This window comes from Novacetimonas hansenii (genome assembly GCF_014843995.1).
Taxonomy (GTDB): Bacteria; Pseudomonadota; Alphaproteobacteria; order Acetobacterales; family Acetobacteraceae; genus Novacetimonas; species Novacetimonas hansenii.
In genome coordinates, this window is the sequence record NZ_CP062147.1 from 610,127 (window position 1) to 636,603 (window position 26,477).

Genomic DNA, 26,477 nt, shown 5'->3' on the forward strand with positions numbered 1-26,477 from the left:
AGCCCATGCTTCTATATATGTGTGGATATGGTCGATGTCCTGTTTTTCCTGCGCCGGCGCGACCCCGGCATATACGTCCAGTACGGTAGGCATCCCTGTGGTCTGCCGAAACCGTCTGGCCCTGCGTAAGATTTTTTCGGATACAGATCATGCTGGAATCAACAATTATTGAAATTGACGGAATTTTCGTCGGAACCGCGATCGTGCTGGCCAATGCGGTCGGGCGGCGGTTTTACGCCACCCATGACAGTGTGCGGGCATTGCATAATGTGGTGCTGCCGGACCTGTCGAGCCTGCGCCGCCGCGTCGCCACCCTGTTCCGCGCGACCGCGCGTTGAAACGGCGCTGACATCTCTGCCCACTGGTGTGTGTGTCAGGTCCGTGCGACGCATGGTCGGCATCCCGCCAGCGCGGTTGATGTCAGGACTGGTAGCCGGGCGACATCGGGTGACATCGGGGGGGGGCGGAGTGGGGAACGCGACCTGCCTTATCAAAGCCGGAAGAGAATCGGCCGCCTGAAAAATCCGGGGATCTGTGATGGCCCGGACATGGTGGGCCTCATCTGGCGGGCGTCATAAGGTGAGGGGCATGCCGGGACATGGCCGGGATGGCCACGACATGCATGGCGCCAATCCACCAACGCGGGACAGCCGGGGCAATGCATGCTGCAAAGGGCAGTGCATCAGGGGGCCGATGACCGCCTTCTGCCACCTGAGAGAGTGTTTGAAAATAACGCATTGATAAAAAATAAGGAAAGTTTTTGGGTGCTGCCTTTTTCCCAAAAGGCGTCGTCTTCTGAAGCTTTTTGAAAAAAGCTTCACCAAAAACTTTTATGATTTTAGAGTGGATCCCGTTTGAATGCCTGCATTCAAACCGGTGAAAATGCTCCAGTGTTGAATTTCTAAACTGGATGGCAGATATTTCCGCGGCGGGGTGATTTTCTGAAATACCCTGTATGTCCAGATATCTTTTAAAAATAATCTGTCAAAAACCATGAATTCCCTGACCTTGTGTCTGGAATCAAAGGGCGACATCCTTTGGTCGGGGGCATGTGCAACGCCCCCTGAGCTGGGATCAGGGACAGTTTGAAAAATCATGCTTGATAACATACTGAAATTATAAAAGTTTTTGGTGAAGCTTTTTCCAAAAAGCTTCAGAAGAAAATACATTTTTGAAAAAAATCAGCACTCAGAAACTTTTATGATCTTTTATCAATGATCTGTTTTCAAACAGCCTCTCAGAAGCGGAAGACGAAGTTGGACTGGTAATATGTACCGCTCGACCCGCCTGCATCGTTCAGGGCGCGTGACGTCATGAAGCGCGAGACATATTGCGTCCATGACAGATGTGTATTGATCTGCCACGCCAGTGACGCCTGTGGGGCCATGCCGATGAACTTGCCGCCGAAATTCCCTGCAAAGCTGTAGGCGCCAGAGGATTTGTAAACCCGGTCATTGGTGCTGTCGCGCCAGAACAGGGGGAATTTGACCTGTAGGCTGACGGATTTGAACGGCGTGATACGCACCAGTGGCGCGACACTGATGAGGTTGGACGCAGTCATGTATGTCGTGGTGTCGAGATAGTTGGTCTGCGGATTGAAGGGCGAGATATAGGTGCCGATATCCCCATTTTTTCTGGCGTCATTGCCACCTGAATAAATATCCGTCTGCACGCCGGCGAAGGTATGCAGCCTGTCCTTTGGCACACGGTACCCAACGATGGAATTGATGGCATAGGCGCTGACATTGCGGGCGATATTGGTTTTGGCATATCGGAACACGCCGCCCTGCCATACCGCGCCGACGGAAAATTCGATCGGCCCGGCCTGCCCGTGCCAGCGGACGCCGAAATTGTTCCGTGTGTTCGAACCCGTCGCCGTGCCCGTCTGCGTCGCGATCGCGCCAGAGGAGCCGGAGAGTTTATAGCCGATATAAAAGGCATCGACGAAGGAATAGCCACGTTCGCCCAGGAAACGGAAATCCGGTGGCGCCCATGTGGTGTCGAACCCGTACAGCCGCGTGGAATAGTTTTCGGTGTCGTGGAACATCTTGTTCTGGCTGTCGTTCGTCTGCACGAAATCCCAGCCGTCGATGCGGATGCGTTTCCAGATGGCATAGGCGCGGAACCCGTCCCATGACAGCGGCACATTGGGTGTTTCACGGTTATAAAGCATGTAAGACGGTGCATCGAGGAACTGTTGCCGCCCGAACATGAACCCCGTTTTCGCACCCAGCAGGTTCCACCGTGTTTCCACAAATGCCTGTTGCGCATCCAGACGCTTGCGATAGGTGGAGCCATATCCATATCCGCCCCACCCGCCCGCATCGGCGTTGATCAGTTGCCCGAAAAACCGCAGGTGCGATCCGATATGCAGGTCCGCGCCATACAGGTTGCGCACGCCAAAGCGGCCTGAATCGTTGGGTTTTTGCGTGCCAAGGTTGGGACGTGTCTCGAACCAGTTACGCAGCCGCGTCTCGCCTGAAAAACTGATCCATACCTGCCCGTCAGGGGTCAGCGGAATATATTTCAGCACGTCGAACGGGTCGGTATGTTTTGTGCTGTTGCGCAGGCGGCTCCAGTCCTCGGCCCACGGGGCGATGCCGTACTGACCCACCGGGCCAAAGCCCGCGGATTCCCCGTTACCGCGATTGAACACGCCCCAGTCATAGGGATGGCCGTTGATGCGGTTCTGCGCACCGGTCATGACGATGGGCTGCCCCACCGGGTTGGCATGGGGATAGGTCTGGATGGGCGGGCGTGGGCCAACATGCACCATCATGCTTTCAGGCTGTGCGATGCCGGTGGTGGAATGTATGGCGGCGGGATTGGCCGATGGCGTCACGGGCGCGGGCGCCATGGTGCGTGGCGACAGCGGGTGCGCCGTGTGTGGGATCGTGCCCGATATTGTGCCCTGCACTGCATTTGGGGGTGCGCCCAGTGTGCTCGTACCCAGTGTGCTTGTGCCCTGTGTGGTCGCCCCCTGTGTTGCCGCTCCCTGCGCGCGCGTGGCCGTCATCATTCCCCATGACAGTACCGCAAGCGGTGCGACAAGCAGGCAGCGCGCATTCCATGAAAGGACGGATGCGAAACGAAAAGGCGTCGCGCCTGCTGTGGCTGACCGTGGCAAGGGTGTCATGGGAAAACCATTTCGGTGGACAGGAAGGGAAAAGCGGAAGGAATCTGGTTCATATCCGTAATGGGATTTTATAATACGGTCAATAAAGTTAAATTAGAAAACACATCAAAATATAAGTGCTTAGCGCCGACGCGCAGATCCACTTTTTTGCGTCATGTTTATAACATATTGAAATTAAATTATAAAAATTGAAACATCCATGCCTGCCACAGGGGTATATACAACATATATAATTCGTTGATTTATGCGAAGTACGCCGTTGGAAGATGATTATTGACAGGTTTCAGGGGCGTGGATTAGAGTATTAAACGATATAAAATGGTTTAATTATCCCCACCATGCGTCACCCTTATGGCTGGCCATCCTGGGGAACGACCCGTCAACGACGTGACGCCGCCTGGAAAGAACTGTTCCATGAAGCCATCATTCCTTTCGAGCCGCCGTGGTTTCCTTCAGGCCGGGCTGGGCTGTGCCGCGCTGCTGGCGGCGCGGCCGCGCGCGGCGTGGGCTGCGACGACATTGCTGAATGTGTCATATGACCCCACGCGCGAATTGTATCAGGAGGTCGACCGCACCTTTGCCGCGCAATGGGCGCGCACGCATGGCGGCGCGCCGGTGATGGTGCGCACGTCGCATGGCGGGTCCGGCGCGCAGGCCCGTTCGGTGCAGGAGGGCGCGCCCGCCGATGTGGTGACGCTTGGCCTTGCCTATGACATCGACATGCTGGCGGCGGTCGGCCTGCTGCCTGCCAACTGGCAGGGATTGCTGCCGCATAATTCGACGCCATTTACCAGTACGATTGTCTTTCTTGTGCGCAAGGGCAACCCAAAGGGCATCCATGACTGGCCCGACCTGGTGCGTGACGGGGTGCAGGTCATCACCCCCAATCCAAAGACATCGGGCGGCGCGCGGTGGAACTATCTCGCGGCATGGGGCTGGGCGTTGCGGCAGCCGGGCGCGACGCCCGATACGGCGCGGGCGTACCTGCGGTCGCTGTTTGCGCATGTGCCGGTGCTTGATACCGGTGCGCGCGGCGCGACCAACAGCTTTGTACAGCGCGGGACCGGTGATGTCCTGCTGGCGTGGGAGGACGAGGCCCTGATGGCCGCGCGCGACATCGGGCCGGACCAGTTCGACATGGTCGTCCCGCCGCTGACGATCCTTGCCGAACCGCCCGTCGCGGTGGTGGAACGCAATGCAAAGGCGCATGGCACGCTGGACCTTGCGCGTGCCTATCTTGATTTCCTGTTCACCGATGCGGGACAGCGGATCGGGGCGAAACATTATTTCCGCCCGGTCACGCCCTCCATCCTTGCTGAAAACCGCGCGACCTTTGCCGACACCGCGACATTCGACATCGCCTCGCTTGGTGGATGGACGCAGGTGCAGAAGACGCATTTCGCCGATGGCGGTGTTTTCGACGGTATTTATGCCCGATGACACCCGGCCCGATGACACCCGCCCATGATATGGACGGTGGTGGTATGGCCGGACATGGCGCGGCGCGGCAGGGCGCGGGCGGGCACGCTCCGTTCACGTTGTGGCGGCGGCGGCGTGACGGGCTGCCGGGTTTTGGCGTCGGGCTGTCGCTGACGCTGGGGTGGCTGGGTGTGCTGGTGATCCTGCCGCTGCTGGCGTTGCTGGCGCGCCCATGGGCACAAGGGGTCGGCAGTGGTCTGGGTGCGTTCGCCCATATCGTCCATGACGGGCGGATGCTTGCCGCCCTGCGGGTCAGTTTCGTGTCCGCGCTGGTGGCCGCGGCACTTGATGTGGTTGCGGGTGTGGTGATCGCATGGGGGCTGGTGCGGGTCAGGGTGCCGGGATGGCGCGTGATCGACGCGCTGGTGGAACTGCCGTTCGCGCTGCCGACCGCGGTGGTGGGCATTACGATGGCGACGTTATATGGCCCGCATGGATGGGTTGGCGCGCCGCTGTCGCATCTGGGGATGAAGGTGGCGTTCACGCCGTTGGGTATTGTCGTGGCGCTGATGTTTGTGGGGCTGCCGTTTGTGGTGCGTACGGTTGTCCCGGTCCTGCGCGCCCTCCCGCCCGAGGCGGAGGAGGTGGCGCGCACCCTTGGCGCGACCCGTGCGCAGGTGGTGGCCCGCGTGGTCATGCCCGCGCTGTATCCCGCGTTGCTGACGGCGTTCGCGATGGCGTTCGCCCGTGGGGTGGGGGAATATGGGTCGGTCATTTTCATCGCCGGGAACCAGCCGTACCATACCGAAATCGCCCCGCTGCTGATTGTCATCCGCCTTCAGGAATATGACACGCAGGGGGCCAGCCTGATCGGGCTGGTGCTGGTGGCGATCGCGATGGCGTCGCTGGGTGTGATCGCATGGGTGCGTCGCCATGTCGGGCGTGGCGGTGCGGGGGGCGCGATATGAACGGCCGGGTCGGGCGATGGGGGTTTGCCGCCCTTGTGTGGGGAATGGTGGGGATGATGGTGGTGCTGCCGCCGGTGATGGTGTTCGCCGGGGCGCTGGCGCACGGGCTGCGCGCGGCATGGGATGGCCTGTGTGATCCCGATGCGCTGTCGGCCATCCGGCTTACGCTGCTCATCACCGCGCTGGCGGTGGCGATCAACAGCTTTTTTGGCGTGATGGCGGCGTGGACGCTGACGCGGTTTTCGTTTCCGGGGCGGGGGCTTGCGATCGTGCTGGTGGAACTGCCTCTGAGCGTATCGCCCGTGGTGGGGGGGCTGGTGTGGCTGCTGGTGTTCGGCACGCAGGGATGGTGGGGGGCGGCGCTGGAACGCTGGGGCTATCCCGTCATGTTTGCGCCACCGGGCATCCTGCTGGCGACGTTGTTTGTCACGTTTCCCTATGTCACGCGCACGATGATGCCGATGCTGCGCCATATGGGCCGCGCGCAGGAGGAAGCCGCCGTGATGCTGGGGGCGGGCATGTGGCGGGTGCTGTGGCATGTCACGCTGCCGGGTGCGCGGGCGGCCCTGTTGTCGGGGGTGCTGATGACGACGGCGCGGGCGATGGGTGAATTCGGCGCGGTATCGGTGGTGTCGGGCCATATTCCCGGCCTGACGGAAACGATGCCGCTGCATATCGAGACATTGTATAACGGATACCAGACGGTCGCGGCCTTTGCGATGGCGGCGCTGCTTGCGCTCATGGCGATGGGCGTGGTCGCGGTGCGGGGCCTTGTCGAACGCACGGCCCTTCGGATGGGGAAAATCGCATGAGCGTACGCCTGGAACATCTGGTGCGCAGGGTGGGCGGACGCCCGATTGTCGATGATATCTCGCTGGAGGTGGAAACCGGCAGCTTTACCGCCCTGCTTGGCCCGTCGGGCGCGGGCAAGACGTCGCTGCTGCGTATCATTGCGGGGCTGGACGGGCATGATGCGGGCTGTGTGTTCCTGAATGGCGCGCGCGTGGATATGCTGGAGGCACGTTCGCGCAATATCGGCTTTATGTTCCAGAATTACGCCCTGTTCGATCATATGACGGTGGCGCGTAACATTGCGTTCGGCCTGTCGATCCGTCCCCGCAAAACACGTCCCACCCGCGCGCAGATCGCCGCGCGGGTGGAGGAACTGCTGGACCTGATGCACCTGCCGGGCATGGGCGGGCGGTATCCGCATGAACTGTCGGGTGGACAGCGGCAGCGTGTCGCGCTGGCGCGTGCGTTGGCGACGGGGCCGCGTGTGCTGCTGCTGGATGAACCGTTCGGTGCGCTGGACCCGCTGGTGCGGCGCAGTATCCGGGGGTGGTTGCGTGACGTGCATGACCGGCTGGGCCTGACGACCATTCTTGTCACCCATGACCGGAACGAGGCCTGCGAACTGGCCGATACCATCGCCCTGATGCGCGATGGCCGCATTGTGCAGTCCGGCACGCCGCAACAGTTGCGCGATGCGCCGGCCACCCCCTTTGCCATGGCGTTCATGCAGGATGTGACCCGCCTGCCCGGCCGGGTGGCGGCGGGCCTGTTCATTGCGGACCTGCCCGATATGCGTCCCGTCCCCGCGCAGGGGCCGGATGGGCGCGCCGAACTGCTGGTGCGGGCGGGGGATGTGCGGCTGTTGCCGGGGCAGGGGGCCGCGACGGCGTGGCTGCGCCAGACATACGGACCGATTGGTACATTCGATGTCATGAGCGGACCGGACACGTTGCGCCTTGACGCCCTTATCCCACCGGGGGAGGCGCGGATTGTCGTGAACTGCGCGCTTGATGCATCCGCCGGGCGGGTGGCGCGCGATGGGCAATGGCTGGGTGGTGCCGGTGATGGTGGCGACAGTGATGATAACGATGATGGGGAAATGACGGATCCCGCCTGTATCGCGCCGGTCGTTGCAAACCTGTCGAAGCCCTGATCTGCATATCAGAGATTGTTTGAACGTAACTCATCGATAAAAAATAAAAGTTTTTGGGTGCTGCCTTTCGATCGAAAAAGGCGGCGTCTTCTGAAGCTTTTTGGGAAAAGCTTCACCAAAAACCTTTATGATTTTAGTGTGGTATTCATTCTGACTTTGCAAATAATCCCTCAGGTGCAGGGTGCTGCCACCCTTGGCCCGGCAGGGGAAGTATCATTTGGGCATCATGATTTTGGGGAACATAAAAAACGCATGCCATGGTGTCCCATGACATGCGCAAGGTGCTCTGCTGCGCCCCCGGTGGGTGGGCCTGCCCCCTTCCCCCACGCACCGGCATGGTGCGGTGGGGGATTGAGGTGACAGGGGGACGGCGTATGGTCCGTTGCCTCCGGTCGCAGGGGCAGGGGGATCAGATCTTGTTGATCGCGCCCTTAACGCTACCTACGGCCTTTTCAGCCTCTCCCTTCAGCTTCTGGGCGGTGCCCTTGGCCTGAAGTTCCTCGTTGCCTGTGGCCTTGCCGACGGTTTCCTTGATCGACCCGACGGTCTTGTCGGCTGTGCCCTTCAGCTTGTCGGTAAATTCACCCATGATGATGCTTCCTGATTCCGTTGATGTGTGTCCGTACCATATGGTGCGAACACGTCTGGTGGCCTGATCATGGCGATCCGCCATACAGATCCCAACGCCGCGATGGGCGTCGGGTTCCATTGGTGCGGAAAGTAACGCACACTTTACTATGATATCCCATGTATTGATTGAGTGTTAATTTCAGGGAATAAAAACGCCGGGCATGATGATGGCATCCATCATTGTGCCGGGGATGTGCTGGCGCGCAATACATGCATCGTCACAAATGAAACACCCAGCCGTTATTGCAACATTGCAATGCGCATGCTGGGCTGTGCCCTCGCCCGGACTGCCGGCGCGGCGGGCGGGCATGTCCGAAACGGTCGGGCCAGTGCCATGGTGGGATGCGGGACGCATTTTGAAAAGGTAAATCCGATAAGATCATGAAATAATAAAAGTTTTTGGTGAAGCTTTTTTCAAAAAGCTTCGAAAGATGTTGCCTTTTTTGATCGAAAGGCAACAGGAAATATTTTCCTACTTGTTTATCAAAGACCTGTTTTCAGACGGTCCCTAAAAACAACAAAAGGTTCTGGATTCTATCTTTTTTCAAAAAGGTGGCGTCTTCTGAAGCTTTTTGGAAAAAGCTTCACCAAAAACTTTTATTATTTCAGGATGTTGTCGAGCCTGACTTTTCAGGCATAGGAATTTTTTGAAAATATGATGTCTTCGAAGGGTTTTTGGAAAAATATTCGCCAAAAACATTGATGATTTCAATGGGGCGCGGGTTCTGACTTTTGCCAAAGACATCATAAAGACGCCGCCTTTTCGGAAAAAGGCGACGTCCGGAAGGTTTCCATCAAAGACATTGTTCGCGAACGCAGGCATCCTGCCGCGTTCCGCCATCCCTTACCAGTAAGGATAGACCGGCGGAGGCGGTGGCGGCGGGGGTGGCCCGTAATACCGGCCCCACACGGGCGGTGGCCTGCGCCACATGGGCGGTGGCGGCGGTGGCCTGCGCCAGCCTCGGCGTTCGTAACGCGGACCATAATGATAATAACCCGGCGGCATTGGCTGCGCCATGGCAAGCGCGGGCGCAAGGCCCAGCATCAGCGCCAGCGCACCAAATATCGTTTTCTTCATCCTGCATTCTCCACTAACGGGGCTGCCGGGTGACATATCGCACGGCCATTGCGGCAGGAGTGCGGAAATATCGCGGCACAATACCGCTGCATATCACTGCTGCGCCTTCCGGGTGGGAAAAAACCCCTGGCCCGGTAATTTTTGCTACCCCAGTATTCTTTGCAGGATCAGGAGGACCACCAGCGCCAAGGCGATTGAAATTATGCCTTCGATGATCTGGTCCTTCATCCTGCGTCATGCTCCGTGCTGTACCGACGCGGCGCATGGTGGCGCCATGGTGGTCATATGGCAACCACCTGTCCGCGCTGGCCACCGCCCGGTGCCGGCTGCTTACCACCCGCGCCCGCCTCCGCCATATCCGCCTCCGCCATACCCGCCGCGCCCGTCATGGTATCCGCCGCCATAATATCCGTCGCGATGATGGTGATGGTCGTGCCAGTCCCGGCCGCCGTAACACCCCGCAAGTGAGACAAGGCACAGCAACAGCGCGACCGGGCGCAGGGACGCGGCGGCACGCCTGCGCCCTGGGGTTCGTGCCTGTCCCTGTGCCCCGTCATGGCGGGGCGTGCGGAGGGTGGGGGTGCGCAATATTGTCATGATGATATTTCTCCCATGGTCCGTCATGGACCGCGTAGAAGCAGGGGGCCAACGGCTGGTGGCGGGCAGGGTTGCCGGGCGCGCGCATAATCCCCTATCCATGCCGGACATTGCCCCTGCCTGCCCTGATGTTGGCGCATGGCACCGTGAACCGAGGAACCCTGCTGATATGCCTGTGGAATGTGGCGGATATTTGCCCGTTGGCCTGCGACGGCGGCAGGTGGCGACGCGGATGGTATTCCTGGTGGTGGGGTTTGCGCTGGCGGGATGGGGGCCGCTGGTTCCGTTCGCGCGGGCGCGTGCCGGGCTGTCATCGGGGGCGCTGGGTATTCTGCTGCTGTGTCTGGGGTTGGGGTCGGTTGTGGGAATGCCGATTGCCGCGCGTCTGGTTGCGCGCGCGGGATGCCGACGGGTGCTGGTGGTCGCGTGTGCGCTGTTGTGTCTGGCGTTACCGGGGCTTGGGCTGGCCTCCACCTTTGTCACGCTGGCGGCATGCCTGTTGCTGTTTGGTGCGGCGATGGGGGCGATGGATTGCGTCATCAACGTGCAGGCCGTCGCGGTGGAACATGAAAGCAGGCGGCCCATGATGTCGGGCTTCCATGGCATGTTCAGTGTCGGCACGCTGCTGGGCGCGGCGGGGGCCAGCGGGGGGCTGGGCATGGGGATGTCGCCTGCGGGCATTACCGTGGCGGGTGTCATATGCGTTGGCGGCACGATCGCGCTGGCGGCGGGGGGGCTGCTGGGTCCGGTGTTCGGACCGGCGGTTGCGCCGGATGCTGTCCCGGATGCCGTGACGGACGCTGTGCCGGGCGCTGCGGCGGAGTCCATGCTGGAATCCTTGCCGGGGATGGTGGCGGAATCATTGCCGGAATCCGACATTGCATGCATCCCGGCATCCCCCCAGAAACCCACCACGGCGCATGATGGTGCCGCCCGCCCTGATGCTGCCCGCCCTGATGCCGTCCGCCCTGGTGTCGCACGTCGCCTGATGCTGCCGCGCGGGGTCGTGCTGCTGGCGGGGCTGATGTGCTGTGCCGCGTTTCTGGTCGAGGGCGCCATGCTGGACTGGAGTGCCATTTTCCTGTCCAGCGCGCATCACCTGCCGCCCGCGCGTGCGGGGGGCGGTTATGTGGCCTTTTGCGCCGCCATGGTGCTGGGCCGGCTGTCGGGGGATGCCGTCGTGCGGCGTATGGGCGATGCATGGGTGATCGGTATGGGGGCTGCCTGCGCGGCGATGGGGCTGGCACTGGTTGTGGTGGCGCCCTCGCTTTGGGTTGCACTGTGCGCGCTGGCGCTGATGGGGGCGGGGTGTGCCAATATTGTCCCGGTCCTGTATGGCGCGATGGGCAGGCAGCGGATCATGCCGGTCGAGGCCGCCATATCGGGTATCACCATCATTGGTTATGCCGGGATACTGATCGGGCCTGCGCTGATTGGTCTTGTGGCGCAGTACAGCGGCCTGCCGATGGCGTTTGCGATGCTGGCGGCCATGCTGGTGGCGGTCGCGGCCTGCGCACGTGCCGTGGCGGGTGCCCCCCGCATGGGATGACGCCGCCACGGCATGGCCTGATGCCTACCGTCTGTTTTAAGCGTAATCGCCGTTTCAAAGAGAGGAAGGGAAATCCCCTAAGAGAGTGTTTGAAAACACATCATTGATAAAAAACAGGAAAAGTTTTTGGGTGCCGCCTTTTGATCGAAAAAGGCGGCGTCTTCTGAAGCTTTTTGGAAAAAGATTCACCAAAAACCTTTATAATTTCAGGGTGTTATCGAGCCTGACTTTTCAAACAGTCTCCAAACCCTTGTAACGCCGGTCGGGTATCGGGCCCGCACATGCCACGGTCCCGTCCCTGCGACCTTGCTTGGGTGGGGGTCAGTCGCCCGTGGCGCGGTCGATGCTGCGTCCCACCTTTTCCGCCGGACCCTTGGGCGGGTCAAAGGTGTCCTGCACCTTGTTGCCGAATTTATCCAGCTTTTCGCCCGCTGTCTCATGATGGCGCTTGCACCCGGCAAGGCCGGTACAGGCCAGTGTCACCGACAGCATCAGGACGGTCATCGCGCGTGTTCGTGTCATGTATGGGCTCCTGGTGGGGGGAGCAGGGAAAACGCGCCGGGGTGCGCCGGGTTGCGTGTACCGCCGGCGAAAGGGGTCATACCGGCCGCCGGTCGCCTGATGACGTGGCGCGCGGCGTGGGCGGCGGCGTGACGGAGGGGGTGGCCCGCGTCACCTTGCCCGACGGGGATGCGGGCATGCCGGGTGGATGGAACATGGCGCGACAGCGTGGCGACAGGCGGTCGATCTTGCGCTGCATGCAGGCGGTGATGCGGGCTTCATCGGGGATGGAGGTCGCACACAGACGCAGCGCGTCGCCCCGGCATGCGCGGGCCTGCTGCTGCCGGGTGGGTTCATGCGCCCATGCGCCGGGCAGTGCCATCATGCCCCCAGCCAGCAGGCCCCCCAGCACCATCCCCCCAAGCAATATCCTGTGTGCACGTCCCCCATGTGGCAGGAATATCCCCGCAAATGAAAATTGTCGCATGACCTGTCCTGTTTTGTCCTGCTATCGCCATGGGTGTATCCGTGCCAACGCCCGGGCAGGGGGATGGGTTTGGCGTGGCAGGAGGGATGAAAAGAGCGAGCCAATATCATATTGAAAGAGTGATGGTTTTTGGAGGCTGTTTGAAAAGAAAGGCTCGATAACATCCTGAAATTATAAAGGTTTTGGTGAAGATTTCCCTAAAAAGCCTTCAGAAGGCACCGCTTTTTTGCAAAAGGGAGGCGCCCGAAAACTTTTCCTGTTTTTTATCAATGATGTGTTTTCAAACAAGCTCTTGGAATAATGTCTGGACATGCCCCGTGATAATGAATGGGGAAAGATGTCAGGCGTTGCCGTGCATTTTTGGAAATGCCGTATCTTTCAAACATTTTTAAAAAAACTTTTGTTGCTTCAGGGGGTTACTGTCCTGATCCGGTCAACGTGGCCTCTGGCCATCGTGACTGGTCGGTCGGGGGCCTGCGGGATCTCTTGCCGGGTGCAGCGTTGGCGTGTGACAGGCCCCAACCCGGGGATTATTCCGGTCTTGACTCCGGCCCGTGCCCGGTTTCCGGGATTGGCTCTGGCTCTGGCTCTGGCTCTGGCTCTGGCTCTGGCTCTGGCTCTGGCTCTGGCTCTGGCTCTGGCTCTGGCTCGGTCTCCTCCGGGCTCCGGTGTTGGTCCCTGCGTTGGCCCTGATATCGGCCGTATCTCCTCCCCCGGCAGTCATGGCAGGTCGTGCATGCCCGTCAGGCCGCCCCTGTTTGTGAAACGTGATGTGGGGAAGTGTTTTCATGGCCTCAATCCATTGATTTTAAATAATTCCTTAACCAAGAACAGGAGAGTTAAGCATATGCGACAGGCAACAGCGCGCATCCTGTATATCCTTGTGCTTTCGGCAGGGCTTGCGGCCTGTGCCGGACGGCATGCGGCACCGCCGGGCGGGGCCAGCTATCCCGACGGGACGGGCGGCATGGGCGGTTCCCCGCAACAGGCTGGCGCAGGCCCCGGCAGTGCGGGTGCCCCCGGAATGTAGGTCACGCCCACCCGCCCATGCCTGCAATGGCGTGGTTGACATTCTTATGATCGGGTGGGGGGCGAATTCATGAAAAATCCACATTCCGCACGTCATGATTGCGATATGTTATGTATCGACAGGGACCATGTCGCCCCTGCATGACGGAGGTCACGCCATGAAACGCTCAATCCGCCAGATTCCCCGCGAAATCCGTGACGAATGGAAGCAGACATTGCTGCATGCCTGGGATCGTACGGGCCGTCCCGTCCTGCGGGAATGGCCGTGTCAGGCCGCGGCAAGGGGAGTGGCGGAAGATGTCATGCCGCGTGAATGTGGCTGCGCACTGGCGTCGGGCGCGTAAAAACCGCCCATGGAATCGCAGACGAAACCGTGACAGGTTGCAGGGGCGATGCCTGTCCCGGCAATCGGGATGTGAAGGGGTCGGATGCCGCCTTTTAGCAGATGCAAGGCGGCATTTCCCGAAGCTTTCTGACAGAACCCGCACCAGATATCCTGATCGGGTTTGGTGTGGTGCTGGCCCCGCCTCTGCCTCTGCCTTTTACAGGTGCGTTCTGGCAACTGTTTGCGGGGTTTGGGCCAGAACCCCATTAAGAGACTTTTTGAAAAGTCAGCCTCAATAACACCCTGAAATTATAAATGTTTTTGGTGAAGCTTTTTCTAAAAAGCTTCAGAAGACGCCGCCTTTTTGAAAAAAAAGGCAGCACCCAGAAACTTTTCTTGTTTTTTATCAATGATTTGTTTTCAAGAAATCTCTAAAACGACAGAAGTTCCGGGCAAGGATATTTTTCAAAGATCTTTGAAAAATATTGCATGTTATCAAAATATAAGGTCACGCCTGAATACCTGTCCCTTTGCATGATCCATCATCCCCTTTGTGGCTGTTTCATCCGTCACGGGACTGGTGGGCGGTGATGATCTGCACCGCACCATGGGTGATTGTGACCGCGGCGACGATTCCGGTTGCACTTGATCCCGCATCAAGGCCCAGCCGGTATCCTTCGGGTCGTAATGTCCCGATGGGTTTGCATGTTCCGTCGCGCGCGGTGGGAATGCGGTGTTCGAACGTATGGCCATGCACCACGAACCACCCGCCGGGCCATGGGGTGGTGGAGGTATGAAATGCCTTGCGTATCCACAGGGGATTGTCGTCGTCATGGGCATGCAGCGCGTTATACCGCCGTGCCCATGCCACGGGGTCCGGCGCGGTGGGGTTGATGCCCGCATGCAGCAACAGTACCGACCCGATGGTGCGGAACGTGGCGATGGACGGGCGGCCATCCGTGCCGGGTTTCCATCGTGCGATGGCATAATCCACCATGGACCGCGCCGCGTCATGCGCGATGCCCGCCGCCATCGCGGCATGGACCAGCGCGCGGCATGTATCGCCGCCATAGGCCCCTTTCCATGGCATCAGCCAGTCGCCGCCATGCCCGGCGAAGATGTCGGGATAATCCGGGTTGAACAGGGGGGCGAACAACATCTGTTCATGATTGCCCGGCAGCGCGTGAAAGGCGATGTCCGTCCCCGGCAGTTTGCCGTGGCGTGCGAAATCCAGCACATCCATCAGGCAGCCGATGCTGTCTGGCCCCCTGTCGATCACATCCCCAAGGGAGGTGCAGGTCGCGGTGGGGAAATGCCGCGCGCAATGGCGCAGCAGCGCATGCAGGTGCGCGCGTTCGGCATGCACGTCGCCAATGACGAATTCCACGTGTCCGGGCGGCAGTGACACCGGCGCGGGCAGGGGCGCGCCAATGCGCAATGTGATGTGTTGTGGCATGGGGGGCAGTTCATGCATGGTCGTGCGTTTTTTTTCCTGCATGCATGATGATCGGGTCATAGCTGACCTGTCGAGGGCATTGCACCATGGCGGTCCACCCCGGTGGATCATTCATGAATAGGGGATTTTCCACGAATGACCCATTCAATATATTGAAATCATCAGGATATTTTCCGGGAACATCCTGTGCAGAAAGCCGCAGGGGTTATTTGAAAAGTCAGGATCAATAACAGACTGAAATCATAAAAGTTTTTGGTGAAGCTTTTTCCAGAAAGCTTCAGAAGATGTCGCCTTTTCCGATCGAAAGGCGACATCTGGAAACTTTTCTTGGATTTGTTTTCAAATAATCCCTCAGGGGACGTTACATTCCTGAAAAACGGCCCCGTCCAGCCTTTTGTACCAGTGTGTCATGCCAGTATATCGTGCCAATGTTCCGTGCCAGCCTTTCGTTTCTGCCTGCCATGATGCAGCATGGTCCGCATGGTGCATGTGGGGGCAGACCCCGTATCGTTCCGTCCGGTACAGGCAGGGTGTTATGCGCAGGGCATGCAATCACGTCCCGGCCTGTCCCCAGGCAGAGGCAGGGGCCGAATATGAAAACAGGCGGCGGGAAAGGCCCGACCGCCTGTTTTTGCCTCTATTTTCCAGCAGGGGCGCGTAGGGAATGGGGCGTCATATTCGCCCCATGATCATCAGGACCACCAGCGCAAGAACCACAAGCCCCAGCGCGCCCGAGGGATAATAGCCCCATCCCACGCTGTAGGGCCAAGTTGGTAACGCCCCGATCAGCAGGATAATGATGATGACAAGAAGGATATTGTTCATTGTTCGGACCCTTCGGGAATGGGGCATCGCCGTGGTGCCATCAACCACACCGGGCGGGTGCTGCGATGCTGGCCCCACATGGTCGTGTCACGGCGATATCTTGGGGCGATAACCCCATATCCGTCGTGAAGTTCCCTGTTATCGGGTGCCCGGCCATCGCGCACTGACCTGCCGATGGCATGTGATTGATGGCCTTTCGCCAAGAGGTTGTCTGAAAACAAGTGATTGATGAAAAAAGAAAAGTCTCTGGGTGTCGCTTTTTTTTCAAAAAGGTGGCGTCTTTTGAAGCTTTTAGGAAAAGCTTCACCAAAAATCTTTATAATTTTAGGGTATTATGGAATCCTAATTTTTTGAAAAATCAGTGTTACAACTTAAATGTTCCCGTTTCCTTTTTATGGGATGTTTTAAAGAAGTCTCTAGCAGCCTGTTTGAACAGCTAAGTCCGATAAAATCGTGAAATCATAAAAGTTTTTGGTGAAGCTTTTTTCAAAAAGCTTCGAAAGACATCGCCAAAAATATTTTTCTATTGTTTATCAATGGCCTGTTTTCAAACAATCTCTACCCGACTGCTGGATTAGGGAGCTTTTCGAAAGAATATTTCTAAAACACAGCCTCGATAACATCCTGAATTATAAAAGTTTTTGGTGAAGCTTTTTCTAAAAAGCTTAGAAAGACGCTACCTTTTTGAAAAAAGACAGCACCAAAGAACTTTTCCTGTTTTTTATCAACAGCTTGTTTCCAAACAGTCTCTAAAAGGCAAGAGGAAAGGCAGGCGACTGGCTGTTTCCCAATGGCTGTTTTTCGACGGCCGCTTTTCCAGTTGTCGTTGTTCTGACAGGCGGTGTTCTGCTTGGCTGCTGTTCTATCGGGCGCACTTTGGGCCGGGACGGGAACTTTGCCCTGTTCCGCAGGTTTGGGACAGCAAGATGGTCAAGGACAACGCCCATGTGCCCTGCATCATGCCCACAGGCCCAGCCTTCGCGCCCCGGACCGGGCCTTGGCATCCCGCCAGAGGCCCCGCCCGATCCCCACCCGGAGGATCACGATCCCACTGCCCCGCTTCCGGGGGAGGAAGACGACGTGCCCGCGCCGCTGAAACTGCCGGAATATGACGTGGCGGAAGATGACGGCTTGGGCACGTGGGACAACGAAGGGGGCGACGACCCGGATGGGGATGATGAAACCCTGCCCCCCGATCCCCCAGAGGAAGAGCCCGAGGACGATCCCACCGGGCGGCATGGTCGGATATAGGAGATTGTTTGAAAATAACACATTGATAAAAAAGGAAAAGTTTTGGGGTGCCGCCTTTCGATCCAAAAAGGCGGTGTCTTGTGAAGCTTTCTGGGAAAAGCTTCACCAAAAACATTTATAATTTCAGGATGTTATTGAGACTCGCTTTTCAAACAGTCTCTAACCCCCGCTGAATTTCCCCGTCCCGCCATGTTAAGGGGGCGCGTTACAGCATCGCCAGTATGATCGGGACCAGCGTTCCTGCGGCCAGAAGCGTGTAATGCAGTTTCTTCTGCCGCGTCTGTGTCAGCCCGATCCAGACGCCAAGCACGGTGGACACCACGAGGCTTGCGGAAACAAGGGCAAAAAACCACCGCAGCAACAGGGTCGGCACGGGTGTGGACGCAGGCCGCGGCGGGCGTTGTGGCGCGTTGTCCCCGGCGGGGCGTGGTGGGCCGGGGCGTGGCGGCTTGGCGCGGAAAGCCTGTTTTTTATGAAGCTCGCCCAGCTTTTCGATAATCGGGACGGGCACGTATCCGTTATGGGATTCGTGAAACCCGAAAATCTGGAAAATACCTGTCAGCGCGAAAAACAGCAGGCTTGGGGCCGCGACCAGCGCGGACCACCCATGCACCCGTCGCGCCGTGATGCGCGCCATCAGGACCACACCGCCACAAAGCAGATTACCAGAAGATTGCGCATGTTCACAAAGGCCAGCCTACCTGTCTCCCATCCCCGATGGATGGGGCCTGCATCCTTCATAACCGCGAAACCATCATGACGGGATGATGAAAATGTCACGAAATGTATGGTCGATGCCCCTGACAGCAGTAAAGGGAGTGCAGGATTGTTCAAAAAGTCAGGGCCAGTACCCTCCTGAAATCATAAAGGTTTTTTGGTAAAGCTTTTTCCAGAACCCTTCACGAGACATCACCTTTTTTGAAAAAAGGCGGCACCCAGAAACTTTTCTTTTTTATCAAGGATCTGTGTTCAGACAGATCAGGGACGTCGGGATGCCATTATGTCGGCAGGGGGCGGGGGCATATGGGGACATGCATGCGTGCAACCCTGCCCCGGCAGGGTAGGGCAGGGGCCACCACCGGGGATGTGACGCCTGACGTATTTCCACCGAAAACCGGTTCGGTGAAAATGCTCCGGTTTATTGTTTTTACGCGCATCTTCACCGGTTTGAATGCACGCATTCAAACCGGATATGATCTAACTCATTATTTCTCAGTCATATTCGCCAGTTCGAATGTGTCCATTCAAACCGGATCTGCTCTAGTGGCGGAAATCGCCCGCGCCCGGCAGGTTCGCCGCTGGCGTGACCGAGGTTCCGATACCGCCGGGATCGCTCATCATGCCGCTTGGGCCGATGCCGGTGGCATTGTCGCGGCTGGAAATCCCGGTGTCATATGCCGTGCTGCCATAAGACCCGCTGCCGCCCGTACCGCCGATATAGCTGTTGGCGCCGGTAGTGCCGGATGTACCATGCGACGTCCCGGTCGTGGTGCCGCCGGGCACCCCCATGTCGTTCAGGCCCCCCGCGCCCGCACATCCCTTGGCCGCCTGAACGCGGTGCAGGGCTTCCATCTTGCCCTTTTCACGCGCCAGCAGGCCCTTGACGTCGCTGCCAGTCATTTCCGAAAGCGGCAGCCCCACCATCAGGACACCCCATGTGTCTGTCTTGCGCGCGCGGTGCTGCTTGTCCGTCAGGGTCTGCAACACGTCGCCTTCCTTCAACTCCGCCTCGCCAAGCTGCTGGCAACTGAGGCTGGAATAGGCGCTGTCGGGAATATAGGCCGGCCGGATGCTATCGGGGCTGGCGGCACATCCTGCCAACAGCACCATACCGCCAAACAGCGGCACGAGCTTGTTCATGATCTTCTCCGTTCATGATGACCCGGCTTTGTCGCATGTCTGGAAATGTATGGCTATGTAACAACGTGTGACTTTATGTTACAAAAAGACCGCCTGGCTCACTCGTCGCCAAAGTAATTCTCGCAAATACCTTTGGTACAGGGGGAATTCAGCAGGACGCCTTCCTTGCTGACCAGCCCATCGTGATAGGTATAGGTGCGTTGCACACCGTTGGTGTGCATGGAGGGCATGCGCAGTTGCAGCGTATCGCCCACCACCTTTGTGTGGACGATGTCCGAACAGGTGCCAAAGAAATTGGTGTGCTGTTCTTTTTTACGGCTGACCTGCAAGACGGCGAACGTGGCGGGACACAGGGAACCGCCGATGCTCTGGACCACCACGATATCGCTGTCGCCCATCGCGATTGGTGGTGACAGCATCAGGCCGCTATTGCCCGTCAGGACGGGATGCACCGCATGGCCGCGCCATGTGATCCTGTCCTTGCTGATGGCGACGGGGCCAAAGCGGGTCTGCTGGGCCTGCGTCTGCTGCGCCTGCGCCATGGTGGAGATCCCCGCAACCAGGGCAAGGGTCGCAAACGGCCCCAAAAATATGCGCGACAGCCGCAACGTATGCCCAAGATGCCTCATCGTCAGCCCATGTCCCGTCAAGTGCGGCAGGCACGCCCGCCTGAACGTATGCCCACCATGGATGGTGGACATTAAGGACCAACGCCCGCCCCCACGCAAGGCGGGGTGGCGCGCAAGGGCGCGGCGGCCATAACATGCGACCATAACATGTCGCGCCCGCCTGCGCGCCTTTTGCGCCGTGACGTCAGGCGGCCATGCGGGTGATGGCCTGACAGTAATAAAGGAACGCCAGCCGAAGGGCGCGCGCATCCTGCCCATCGGTAATCCTGCGCAAGGTGGCGGCGGTTGCGTCGTCCCCGCCCTTCAGGCGGTCGATTTCGGTGATGTCGGACACGGTGATGTCGGCGGGGGTCAGGTCCTGTCCCGGCTGTGCGGCGGACAGGCGGTATTCAACCAGCGCCTGCGACAGGGCCTGCGGCAGGATGCGGGCATCGGCGGGCACTTCGTCATCGGACAGGATATTGTCCAGCGCCGCAGCAAAGCGGGTACGGATTTCGGTGGCGTTCATGTGCGGATGCCCTTTCGTGGCGATGGGATGGTCAATCGGGTGGCGGCGTTCATGCCGCGTCGGGACATGGCGATACCACGTCCGGTGCACGGGGGCTAAGCCATGGTGGCGCATGCCCGATGCGCATTGCGCCGCGCACCTTACAGCAGGTCGTGCATCTCGCTGCGGATATCGTTGCATTTGCGCGTCAGCATCCCGGCCTGTGACGCGGTCATGAAATTGATGATGAATGCCCCAAGCAGGGAGCCAAAGGACAGCCCGATCAGGATCTTGCCCAAAAGGGAAATCGGGTCATTGTAATGCTGTGCCGAATACCACAGCAGCCCAAGGCTGACGACAGATCCCGTCACCCCCATCACGCCGGTGGATTTAAGGAGCGAGTCCTCCTCGCTGCTGAAGGTGGCGGCTTCTTTCCACAGCAGGTACATCTTCTGGTCCATGGCGCTGATGCTGCGCTTGTGGGTGTCCTGCGCGTCGCTGTCACTGCTGTCGTGGCGTGTGCTTTTTTTGTGGCGTTCAAGTTCCTGCTGTGCCTTTTCAAAGACGCGGCGGCGTTCCTTGATCGCCGGAAGGCTGATGTCCACAAAGCTCAGGATCGCCATGTTCATCCCGGCCGAAAGCTGGACGAGCGCCTGATACTCGCCCCATGTCACCCATGTCACCTGAATTGCCGTCCGTTTCGCCTGTTGGGGATCACACGGGGTGGTTATAGAACACAATCCCCCCCCTATGGCATCCCCCGTGATGCAGGGCCTCCATCGCGCGATGTTATGGCTGGCGGCGGCGATGCGACGATGGGCGCGTATAGCCCGGCGGGGTCGCGCCGGGGGCATGCCAGGGGACGTGTTAGAGACTGTTGGCAAAATCAGGCGCGATAACATCCTGAAATCATAAAAGTTTTTGGTGAAGCTTTTTCCAGAAAGCTTCAGAAGACGCCGCCTTTTTCGATCAAAAGGCGGCACCCAGAAACTTGTCCTGTTTTCTATCAATGAGTTGTTTTCAAACACTCTCCCGCAGGACACACCGGGCAACGCGCGTCTCAGGGGGCTGGGTCGGGTGTGATCGGCACCGCCATTTCGGCGGGTCGGCGCTGTCCGGTGGACAGGATGTCTTCCACCAGGGCGACGGGGCGGTATTCGATGTCGCATGCGCCGGCATGGACCAGGGATTCGAACCGGCTATAGACACATTCATATTCATGCGTTCCGTGCAGGGTGATGCCCACCCCGTCCAGCGACAGGCCGCCGCCCCCCTGTGACAGCAACAGCCTGCGCCCGTTGTTCAGGGTCCATGCGATGTCCCATACCTCAAGCCCGCGATGGGTCCAGTCGAATATGCCCTCCACCCCGCTCGACAGGGAGGGGGTGCTCCACTGTACCTGCGCCATGCACGGGGTTGCGGCCCCGGCGGGGATATCCAGAATGGCGTCGCGCACGAACAGGGGATCGTCCATCACCGCGCAGGCGATCGACAGCGCGTTGATGCCTGCGTCGAACACGCCATGGCCGCCGGGTTTCCAGAACCAGTTCGCGCCGGGGTGCCATTTCTGCACGTTTTCGCGCCAGGTGATGCGCATGGCGCGCATGCCGTTGGCCGACAGGATCTGTCGTGCCGGGGCGATGGCCGGGGCGCAGGCCGCATGCCATGACGTCATCAGCGTGCGCCGCGCGTTGCGCGCCAGACGGTGCAGGTCCATCGCCTGTGACAGGATGGGCGTGGGGGGTTTTTCCAGCATCACATGCCATCCCGCCGCCAGTGCCTGCGCCGCCAGTGCGTAATGCGTCGCAGGCGGGGTGCAGATCGCCACCGCGTCCACCTCTGTCCCCGACTGGATCAGGGTGGTCAGGGACGAAAACATCTTGGCATCACCTGTCGCCGCGTCCCACCATGTCACGGGCGTGGGGTTAACCCCGGCGACCAGTTCAAATCCCGCATGCGCGCGGATGACGGGCACATGTTGCGTATTGGCGATCGTGCCCGTCCCGATGATGGCGATGCGGATGGGCCGCGACGTGTCATGCGATGGGGCGGGTGACGATGGCGTTGGTGCGGTCATGCGGTCGGTCCCTCAGTACGTACATGCGGCATAAAGGCCGATGGTCCGGGGCGCGGCCATGACCTGTCGGGGTGATGGGGCATCATCATTGCGGCATTGTCCACCGGTGTCCAGTCGCAACCCCCGCGTGTGGCGGGATTGTCGTTGCCCCGCGCCATCACGCCCGCGTGACGCAGGGCCGGTGATGGTGGATTTTGGGCTTTCCAATTACCTTCAACTCCATCACAGTGCGCGCCACGACGGACCTGCGCGGTGGCAGGCCGGATGTGCGTAAAAGGATTGCGGACATGAAGAAAACAGGTGGCGTTATCGCGGTGCTGTCGGTTGTGGCGGCCACGCTTGTTACGGGGGTGTCGCCCGCCCATGCGGTGTCAGAGGCCATGTTGGATTCCCTGTATGTCGATCCTTCGGTCCACCTGCCCGCCGCCAGCCCGGCCTTTCCCGAATATGACATTGATGCCGACTGTACCAATGAATTCGGCGATGAAGTGAAATATGCCTGCGTTTCCGCTGAAAAGGAAAAGGCCGCGGTCCTGCGTGGCGTGTGGGATGAATACAAGGACGCCGACCGCGTCACATGCCAGCAGCAGGTCACGGCACAGCGGCATATCCAGTTGTATAAAAACCTTGCCTTCTGCGTGGACCAGCGCCGTTACGACGCCTATGTCCGCCATCATCCCGGCGCCGCACAGCAGCACTGATGCCGCACGGTCAGGCATCAGGCGCAGCCATCGCCCGATGCCTGCGTTCCCACAGGTAACATGCTGAAATCATAAAGTTTTTTTGGCGAAGCTTTTTCTAAAAAGCTTCAGAAGACGCCGCCTTTTTTGATCAAAATGCGGCCCCCGGAAACTTTCCTTTTTCATCAGGGGTGTGTTTCCAGACAATCTCTGGCGCGCGCCCGGTGATGCGCTCCCCCCATTCCCGCCGGGGGGCATGATTCAGTCGGGCATGATATGGCATTCGGCGGTGTTATGGCTGTGGTCATAATCCACGTTGATGTTGTCCCCGTCGCCATGCACCACGCGGTGCGGGCGGGCCAGCCGGGGGGAAAACACGGATTTCGTGGCGTCCGCATCGGTCAGGTGCAGCCCGGCGGCGTCGGTGATGCTGTCGGGCAGGTTCCATGTCATCAGTGGCGTGTCGAGATGCGTGCGCGCGGTCTGGTACTGTGCCGGGTGATGGGCAATCCATGAGGGCGAAAGCCAGATCAGGAACGGCACGGCGTAATCCTGCTTCAGGTCGCCATGCTGTGTATGGCCTGCGGTGCATTCATCCACCCGCACCCCATGGTCGGCCACATGGAACAGCATGTTATCCCCCGGTGTGGCGCGCAGCATGTCGGTGATCTGTGCCATGATATGGTCGGTATAGGCGATGCTGTCGTCATAATCGGACCCGAACCGGGCATAGGCGCGGGGGAAACGGTCGGCCACGAATTCATGGCTGCCGAATATATGCACCACGATAAAGGTGTTGCCATGCGCATCGTGCAGGGCGTGCGCAAATTCGGGCAGCAAGGCTTCGTCAAGTTTCGGCCGACTCATCATCCCGCCATGCACGGTGGTATAGATAACGTGACGCGCCTGTTCGGAATAGGCGCCGATCACGCTGTCATACGGGCCAAGGCGGGGATGGTTGCTGATCCACCATGTCCCATATCCGGCGGCGTTGAACAGGGAAATCAGGTCATGTTGCGTGATGCGTGGCGACATGACCCGGTCATATTGCGACAGGATGACCGGCACCGACCCGACCGTGTAATCAAACGGCGTCACCATGTCGCCAAAGCGCAGAAGCCCGTCTTCGCGTTCCATTTCCGGGGTGTCGGGCACGTCATACCCATACATGTGCAGGTGATCGCGCCGCGCGCTTTCACCGATCACCAGCACGACGATATGTGGCGGGTCGCGATCCGGCGGGGCGACAAAGCGCACCGGCTGGTGGTTCATCCGCCGCGCCATGTCGGTCACGCGCCGTGTTTCATACCGCCCGGCAAGGTACCCCGCGACAAGGTTCCATGGATAGGAATGATCGTAGAAATCCTCCAGCCCGTAAAACGGGTTGTAATTCACGGCACGGTGGAAATTTTCGTGGTTCAGCTGCATGACCCGCGCGCCCATCGGCACCAGCATCAGCAGCGTGAACCACCGCACCCATCCCCGCCGCCCCCATCCCGACGGCAGCACCGGCCCGCGCGGGCGTGCGACATATCCCGCCGTCACGCCAGTACATACCGCCCCCCACATCACCAGCCACGGCCAGAATGCATGCAGGTATCCCATGATGACCGGCAGCGAGCAGTAGAACAGCACAAGCCAGAGCTGCACCCCCGGCAGGTGGCCCGTCAGATGCACGTAATACAGCGCCATGGGCATCAGCAGCAGCGCGGGCAGCAACGCCACGACCACCAGCCGCCGTTGCCCCAGTGCGGCCATCAGCAACATGGCCGTCGCTACGCTGCGTACGATTCCATGCGAAGACAGGACCGATGGGGCCAACACCATGGAGACAAGAAGCCAGAACCCGAAATCCGGGCGGCGTGTGCGGGAGAAAGGGCGGCGTAGAAAGGCGATTGTCATGGACCCCGTAAGACTGTTTCGCGCAAGACAGCATGCGCCCCGGCTCGCATGCAATGGGGGCGGGGTGGATGAAACCATCTGTAATATGGGGTGTGGCGTGTTCCCGGTGGGGGCAGGGTGACACAAGGGCGCTGCCCTTGACCCGCCAAAGGGCTCGCCCTTTGGAAACCATGACGTAAATGGATCGGGGTGTAGGGGCGTGATTCCTGTCGTGTCCGGCTGTGGTCTGTGTGGCGTGTTCCCGGTGGGGGCAGGGTGTCACAAGGGCGCTGCCCTTGACCCGCTAAAGGGCTCGCCCTTTGGAAACCATGATGTAAATGGATCGGGGTGTAGGGGGCGTGATTTCTATCGTGTCCGGCTGTGGTCTGTGTGGCGTGTTTCCGGTGGGGACAGGGTGTCACAAGGGCGCTGCCCTTAACCCGCCAAAGGGCTGGCCCTTTGGAAACCATGATGTAAATGGATCGGGGTGTGGGGGCGTGATTCCTGTCGTGTCCGGCTGTGGTCTGTGTGGTGTGTTTCCGGTGGGGACAGGGGCCAGGTGCATCGTCGGTCTTTGCAATCCATGATATGTATCTGGCACTGCCCCTGTGGGCGATACAGACCGTGGAAAGAAAATGGCCGATCCCCTGACCCTGACCCAGCCCGTGATCGAGACGCCGCGTCTGCTGCTGCGCCCGCATCGCCTGTCGGATTTTCATGAATGGCGCGCGATGTTCCTTGATGAAGGCACGCGCCGCTTCCTCAGTTCCCCTTTGCCAAGCGAGGAGGAGTCCTGGAATCGCCTCCTGCGTTATATCGGGCACTGGTCGGCGTTGGGATATGGCCTGTTTGGCGTGTTCAACCGGGCGGATGGCCGGTTCCTGGGCGATGTGGGGCTGGCGGATTTCCATCGCGGGTTGGGGGCGGAGTTCGATCGCTGCCCGGAGGTGGCGTGGATCATGGCCGCCGCCGCCCATGGTCACGGATATGCGACAGAGGCCGCGCGCGCCGCCCATGACTGGTTCGCGCGCACCCATGGCCCACAACGCACGGTGGCCATCATCGACCCGGACAACCATCCCTCCCTGCGACTGGCGGCGCGGATGGGGTACCACCCGACAGGGGAATGCACATATCGCAATGCGGCATGCGTGATGTTGGCACGTCCGGCGACGGAGGCCATGGCATAAGCGCACCGCCCCGCGCGGCAGGCGTGCTGCACAGGTTGTCTGAAAGTCATGTGCCAATACAGAATTGAAACAATGAATTTTGACAGGTATTTTTCCAGAAATATTTGTCAAAATGGTCATTGTTTTATAGTATTAAATTAATAAATGATATTTCCTGTTCCTTGGAGAGTGTTTGAAAAAAAACATTGATAGAAAACAGGAAAAGTTTTTGGGTGCCGCCTTTTTTTAAAAAGGCGGCGTCTTCTGAAGCTTTTTGGAAAAAGCTTCACCAAAAACCTTTATAACTTCAGGATATTATTGATCCTGACTTTTTAAACAGTCTGTTGACCAGGGGGGCATGTTGCCGATGGCCTTCCACCATGGGGCAGGCATACCAAGGCGCGGGGCACGCATAATCGGCAAATGTCGCACGCATCCCCCGATGCCGCTTGGAGATCGCGCGGCGGCCTGATATGGCGGTGGGGTTGTCCCCCCGTT

At 59.3% G+C, this 26,477-nt stretch carries 28 protein-coding genes; 11 read left to right on the top strand and 17 right to left on the bottom strand.

Translation table 11 applies throughout. From position 1 onward, the window contains the following. Positions 1 to 149: 149 nt before the first annotated feature. Entirely contained in the window at positions 150 to 338 is a 189-nt protein-coding gene (locus tag IFJ82_RS02565; protein ID WP_003621579.1) for a hypothetical protein, read from the top strand. Between the two features lie 899 nt (positions 339 to 1,237). On the opposite strand, the gene IFJ82_RS02570 is transcribed toward IFJ82_RS02565, so the two are convergent. After that, the gene (locus tag IFJ82_RS02570) at positions 1,238 to 3,136 is read right to left on the bottom strand and encodes an alginate export family protein (RefSeq protein ID WP_225578747.1); all 1,899 of its coding nucleotides are present in this window, start codon (positions 3,134 to 3,136) and stop codon (positions 1,238 to 1,240) included. Positions 3,137 to 3,550: 414 nt separating this feature from the next. On the opposite strand from IFJ82_RS02570, the gene IFJ82_RS02575 reads away from it, so the two are divergent. The 4 genes from IFJ82_RS02575 to IFJ82_RS02590 are packed head-to-tail and all read left to right on the top strand — an operon-like array spanning position 3,551 to position 7,468. Next, positions 3,551 to 4,576, top strand: coding sequence for a sulfate ABC transporter substrate-binding protein (locus IFJ82_RS02575; RefSeq protein WP_192265514.1), 1,026 nt, complete (start codon positions 3,551 to 3,553; stop codon positions 4,574 to 4,576). A gap of 11 nt (positions 4,577 to 4,587) precedes the next feature. Beyond that, positions 4,588 to 5,523 carry a sulfate ABC transporter permease subunit CysT gene (gene cysT, locus IFJ82_RS02580; protein WP_081380391.1) on the top strand — a complete coding sequence of 312 codons (936 nt, stop codon included), beginning with the start codon at positions 4,588 to 4,590 and terminating at the stop codon, positions 5,521 to 5,523. Continuing rightward, a complete protein-coding gene (locus IFJ82_RS02585) occupies positions 5,520 to 6,335 on the top strand; it encodes a sulfate ABC transporter permease (RefSeq protein WP_075625203.1) in 816 nt (271 codons plus the stop codon). The genes cysT and IFJ82_RS02585 overlap by 4 nt, the downstream gene beginning before the upstream one ends. Further along, complete coding sequence (locus IFJ82_RS02590) at positions 6,332 to 7,468, top strand: sulfate/molybdate ABC transporter ATP-binding protein (RefSeq protein ID WP_075596034.1); 1,137 nt, start codon at positions 6,332 to 6,334, stop codon at positions 7,466 to 7,468. The genes IFJ82_RS02585 and IFJ82_RS02590 overlap by 4 nt, the downstream gene beginning before the upstream one ends. 409 nt (positions 7,469 to 7,877) lie before the next feature. Here IFJ82_RS02590 and IFJ82_RS02595 read toward each other — a convergent pair whose 3' ends face one another. The 4 genes from IFJ82_RS02595 to IFJ82_RS02610 all read right to left on the bottom strand — a co-directional run bounded on the left by IFJ82_RS02595 (position 7,878) and on the right by IFJ82_RS02610 (position 9,773). Beyond that, positions 7,878 to 8,057, bottom strand: a complete 180-nt coding sequence (locus IFJ82_RS02595; RefSeq protein ID WP_040512744.1) for a CsbD family protein — start codon at positions 8,055 to 8,057, stop codon at positions 7,878 to 7,880. A gap of 585 nt (positions 8,058 to 8,642) precedes the next feature. Further along, complete coding sequence (locus tag IFJ82_RS02600) at positions 8,643 to 8,921, bottom strand: hypothetical protein (protein ID WP_192265515.1); 279 nt, start codon at positions 8,919 to 8,921, stop codon at positions 8,643 to 8,645. A 21-nt stretch (positions 8,922 to 8,942) separates the two neighbouring features. After that, positions 8,943 to 9,176, bottom strand: coding sequence for a hypothetical protein (locus tag IFJ82_RS02605; RefSeq protein ID WP_003621593.1), 234 nt, complete (start codon positions 9,174 to 9,176; stop codon positions 8,943 to 8,945). 330 nt (positions 9,177 to 9,506) lie between these two features. Continuing rightward, positions 9,507 to 9,773 carry a hypothetical protein gene (locus IFJ82_RS02610; protein ID WP_192265517.1) on the bottom strand — a complete coding sequence of 89 codons (267 nt, stop codon included), beginning with the start codon at positions 9,771 to 9,773 and terminating at the stop codon, positions 9,507 to 9,509. On the opposite strand from IFJ82_RS02610, the gene IFJ82_RS02615 reads away from it, so the two are divergent. Continuing rightward, the gene (locus IFJ82_RS02615) at positions 9,772 to 11,322 is read left to right on the top strand and encodes an MFS transporter (RefSeq protein WP_192265519.1); all 1,551 of its coding nucleotides are present in this window, start codon (positions 9,772 to 9,774) and stop codon (positions 11,320 to 11,322) included. The genes IFJ82_RS02610 and IFJ82_RS02615 overlap by 2 nt on opposite strands. Positions 11,323 to 11,643: 321 nt before the next feature. Here IFJ82_RS02615 and IFJ82_RS02620 read toward each other — a convergent pair whose 3' ends face one another. Both IFJ82_RS02620 and IFJ82_RS15660 read right to left on the bottom strand, forming a co-directional pair. Further along, positions 11,644 to 11,844 (bottom strand): hypothetical protein, encoded by a 201-nt coding sequence (locus IFJ82_RS02620; protein WP_225578748.1) that lies wholly within the window; start codon positions 11,842 to 11,844, stop codon positions 11,644 to 11,646. 76 nt (positions 11,845 to 11,920) lie between these two features. Further along, positions 11,921 to 12,310 carry a hypothetical protein gene (locus tag IFJ82_RS15660; RefSeq protein WP_003621601.1) on the bottom strand — a complete coding sequence of 130 codons (390 nt, stop codon included), beginning with the start codon at positions 12,308 to 12,310 and terminating at the stop codon, positions 11,921 to 11,923. Positions 12,311 to 13,157: 847 nt separating this feature from the next. On the opposite strand from IFJ82_RS15660, the gene IFJ82_RS02630 reads away from it, so the two are divergent. Beyond that, positions 13,158 to 13,340, top strand: a complete 183-nt coding sequence (locus tag IFJ82_RS02630; RefSeq protein WP_003621603.1) for a hypothetical protein — start codon at positions 13,158 to 13,160, stop codon at positions 13,338 to 13,340. A 157-nt stretch (positions 13,341 to 13,497) separates the two neighbouring features. Then, complete coding sequence (locus IFJ82_RS02635; protein WP_139312547.1) at positions 13,498 to 13,683, top strand: hypothetical protein; 186 nt, start codon at positions 13,498 to 13,500, stop codon at positions 13,681 to 13,683. A gap of 543 nt (positions 13,684 to 14,226) precedes the next feature. Here IFJ82_RS02635 and IFJ82_RS02640 read toward each other — a convergent pair. After that, positions 14,227 to 15,120 (bottom strand): metallophosphoesterase, encoded by an 894-nt coding sequence (locus tag IFJ82_RS02640; RefSeq protein WP_192265521.1) that lies wholly within the window; start codon positions 15,118 to 15,120, stop codon positions 14,227 to 14,229. Positions 15,121 to 15,792: 672 nt separating this feature from the next. Beyond that, positions 15,793 to 15,945, bottom strand: coding sequence for a DUF3309 family protein (locus tag IFJ82_RS02645; RefSeq protein ID WP_003621614.1), 153 nt, complete (start codon positions 15,943 to 15,945; stop codon positions 15,793 to 15,795). A gap of 945 nt (positions 15,946 to 16,890) precedes the next feature. Here IFJ82_RS02645 and IFJ82_RS02650 point away from each other — a divergent pair. Next, positions 16,891 to 17,196, top strand: a complete 306-nt coding sequence (locus IFJ82_RS02650; protein ID WP_003621616.1) for a hypothetical protein — start codon at positions 16,891 to 16,893, stop codon at positions 17,194 to 17,196. 205 nt (positions 17,197 to 17,401) lie between these two features. On the opposite strand, the gene IFJ82_RS02655 is transcribed toward IFJ82_RS02650, so the two are convergent. The 7 genes from IFJ82_RS02655 to IFJ82_RS02685 form a co-directional block, all read right to left on the bottom strand. Then, positions 17,402 to 17,833, bottom strand: a complete 432-nt coding sequence (locus IFJ82_RS02655; protein WP_003621618.1) for a hypothetical protein — start codon at positions 17,831 to 17,833, stop codon at positions 17,402 to 17,404. A 623-nt stretch (positions 17,834 to 18,456) separates the two neighbouring features. Continuing rightward, positions 18,457 to 19,056: a hypothetical protein gene (locus tag IFJ82_RS15665; protein ID WP_075596024.1), complete on the bottom strand. Its 600-nt coding sequence runs from the start codon at positions 19,054 to 19,056 to the stop codon at positions 18,457 to 18,459. A 98-nt stretch (positions 19,057 to 19,154) separates the two neighbouring features. Then, positions 19,155 to 19,943: a hypothetical protein gene (locus IFJ82_RS02665; protein WP_192265523.1), complete on the bottom strand. Its 789-nt coding sequence runs from the start codon at positions 19,941 to 19,943 to the stop codon at positions 19,155 to 19,157. After that, positions 19,870 to 20,283: a hypothetical protein gene (locus IFJ82_RS02670; protein WP_192265524.1), complete on the bottom strand. Its 414-nt coding sequence runs from the start codon at positions 20,281 to 20,283 to the stop codon at positions 19,870 to 19,872. The genes IFJ82_RS02665 and IFJ82_RS02670 overlap by 74 nt, the downstream gene beginning before the upstream one ends. A gap of 50 nt (positions 20,284 to 20,333) precedes the next feature. After that, positions 20,334 to 20,846, bottom strand: coding sequence for a hypothetical protein (locus IFJ82_RS02675; RefSeq protein ID WP_040512760.1), 513 nt, complete (start codon positions 20,844 to 20,846; stop codon positions 20,334 to 20,336). 386 nt (positions 20,847 to 21,232) lie between these two features. Further along, positions 21,233 to 22,249, bottom strand: a complete 1,017-nt coding sequence (locus IFJ82_RS02680; protein WP_003621630.1) for a Gfo/Idh/MocA family protein — start codon at positions 22,247 to 22,249, stop codon at positions 21,233 to 21,235. A 12-nt stretch (positions 22,250 to 22,261) separates the two neighbouring features. Then, the gene (locus IFJ82_RS02685) at positions 22,262 to 22,456 is read right to left on the bottom strand and encodes a hypothetical protein (protein WP_139312545.1); all 195 of its coding nucleotides are present in this window, start codon (positions 22,454 to 22,456) and stop codon (positions 22,262 to 22,264) included. Positions 22,457 to 22,536: 80 nt separating this feature from the next. Here IFJ82_RS02685 and IFJ82_RS02690 point away from each other — a divergent pair, with 80 nt between their 5' ends. After that, entirely contained in the window at positions 22,537 to 22,950 is a 414-nt protein-coding gene (locus IFJ82_RS02690) for a hypothetical protein (RefSeq protein WP_062810026.1), read from the top strand. A gap of 240 nt (positions 22,951 to 23,190) precedes the next feature. Here the strand turns inward: IFJ82_RS02690 and IFJ82_RS02695 are convergent, their stop codons facing one another. Then, positions 23,191 to 24,831, bottom strand: a complete 1,641-nt coding sequence (locus tag IFJ82_RS02695; protein ID WP_192265526.1) for a phosphoethanolamine transferase — start codon at positions 24,829 to 24,831, stop codon at positions 23,191 to 23,193. Positions 24,832 to 25,445: 614 nt separating this feature from the next. Between IFJ82_RS02695 and IFJ82_RS02700 the strand changes: the two genes are divergently transcribed. Continuing rightward, positions 25,446 to 26,000, top strand: coding sequence for a GNAT family N-acetyltransferase (locus IFJ82_RS02700; RefSeq protein ID WP_192265528.1), 555 nt, complete (start codon positions 25,446 to 25,448; stop codon positions 25,998 to 26,000). Positions 26,001 to 26,477: the final 477 nt, after the last annotated feature.

Bases quoted from the DNA above. Each gene is read 5' to 3' on its own strand.
- IFJ82_RS02590 (WP_075596034.1), top strand. From the start codon at position 6,332: ATGAGCGTACGCCTGGAACATCTGGTGCGCAGGGTGGGCGGACGCCCG.
- IFJ82_RS02620 (WP_225578748.1), bottom strand. From the start codon at position 11,844: ATGACACGAACACGCGCGATGACCGTCCTGATGCTGTCGGTGACACTG.
- IFJ82_RS02645 (WP_003621614.1), bottom strand. From the start codon at position 15,945: ATGAACAATATCCTTCTTGTCATCATCATTATCCTGCTGATCGGGGCG.
- IFJ82_RS15665 (WP_075596024.1), bottom strand. From the start codon at position 19,056: ATGAACAAGCTCGTGCCGCTGTTTGGCGGTATGGTGCTGTTGGCAGGA.
- IFJ82_RS02605 (WP_003621593.1), bottom strand. From the start codon at position 9,176: ATGAAGAAAACGATATTTGGTGCGCTGGCGCTGATGCTGGGCCTTGCG.
- IFJ82_RS02700 (WP_192265528.1), top strand. From the start codon at position 25,446: ATGGCCGATCCCCTGACCCTGACCCAGCCCGTGATCGAGACGCCGCGT.
- IFJ82_RS02615 (WP_192265519.1), top strand. From the start codon at position 9,772: ATGATGATATTTCTCCCATGGTCCGTCATGGACCGCGTAGAAGCAGGG.
- IFJ82_RS02575 (WP_192265514.1), top strand. From the start codon at position 3,551: ATGAAGCCATCATTCCTTTCGAGCCGCCGTGGTTTCCTTCAGGCCGGG.
- IFJ82_RS02565 (WP_003621579.1), top strand. From the start codon at position 150: ATGCTGGAATCAACAATTATTGAAATTGACGGAATTTTCGTCGGAACC.
- IFJ82_RS02650 (WP_003621616.1), top strand. From the start codon at position 16,891: ATGTGCCCTGCATCATGCCCACAGGCCCAGCCTTCGCGCCCCGGACCG.
- IFJ82_RS02570 (WP_225578747.1), bottom strand. From the start codon at position 3,136: ATGACACCCTTGCCACGGTCAGCCACAGCAGGCGCGACGCCTTTTCGT.
- IFJ82_RS02695 (WP_192265526.1), bottom strand. From the start codon at position 24,831: ATGACAATCGCCTTTCTACGCCGCCCTTTCTCCCGCACACGCCGCCCG.
- IFJ82_RS02600 (WP_192265515.1), bottom strand. From the start codon at position 8,921: ATGCCTGCGTTCGCGAACAATGTCTTTGATGGAAACCTTCCGGACGTC.
- IFJ82_RS02690 (WP_062810026.1), top strand. From the start codon at position 22,537: ATGAAGAAAACAGGTGGCGTTATCGCGGTGCTGTCGGTTGTGGCGGCC.
- IFJ82_RS02665 (WP_192265523.1), bottom strand. From the start codon at position 19,943: ATGGGCAGGATGCGCGCGCCCTTCGGCTGGCGTTCCTTTATTACTGTC.
- IFJ82_RS02680 (WP_003621630.1), bottom strand. From the start codon at position 22,249: ATGACCGCACCAACGCCATCGTCACCCGCCCCATCGCATGACACGTCG.
- IFJ82_RS02595 (WP_040512744.1), bottom strand. From the start codon at position 8,057: ATGGGTGAATTTACCGACAAGCTGAAGGGCACAGCCGACAAGACCGTC.
- IFJ82_RS02640 (WP_192265521.1), bottom strand. From the start codon at position 15,120: ATGCCACAACACATCACATTGCGCATTGGCGCGCCCCTGCCCGCGCCG.
- IFJ82_RS15660 (WP_003621601.1), bottom strand. From the start codon at position 12,310: ATGCGACAATTTTCATTTGCGGGGATATTCCTGCCACATGGGGGACGT.
- cysT (WP_081380391.1), top strand. From the start codon at position 4,588: ATGACACCCGCCCATGATATGGACGGTGGTGGTATGGCCGGACATGGC.
- IFJ82_RS02635 (WP_139312547.1), top strand. From the start codon at position 13,498: ATGAAACGCTCAATCCGCCAGATTCCCCGCGAAATCCGTGACGAATGG.
- IFJ82_RS02655 (WP_003621618.1), bottom strand. From the start codon at position 17,833: ATGGCGCGCATCACGGCGCGACGGGTGCATGGGTGGTCCGCGCTGGTC.
- IFJ82_RS02630 (WP_003621603.1), top strand. From the start codon at position 13,158: ATGCGACAGGCAACAGCGCGCATCCTGTATATCCTTGTGCTTTCGGCA.
- IFJ82_RS02610 (WP_192265517.1), bottom strand. From the start codon at position 9,773: ATGACAATATTGCGCACCCCCACCCTCCGCACGCCCCGCCATGACGGG.
- IFJ82_RS02585 (WP_075625203.1), top strand. From the start codon at position 5,520: ATGAACGGCCGGGTCGGGCGATGGGGGTTTGCCGCCCTTGTGTGGGGA.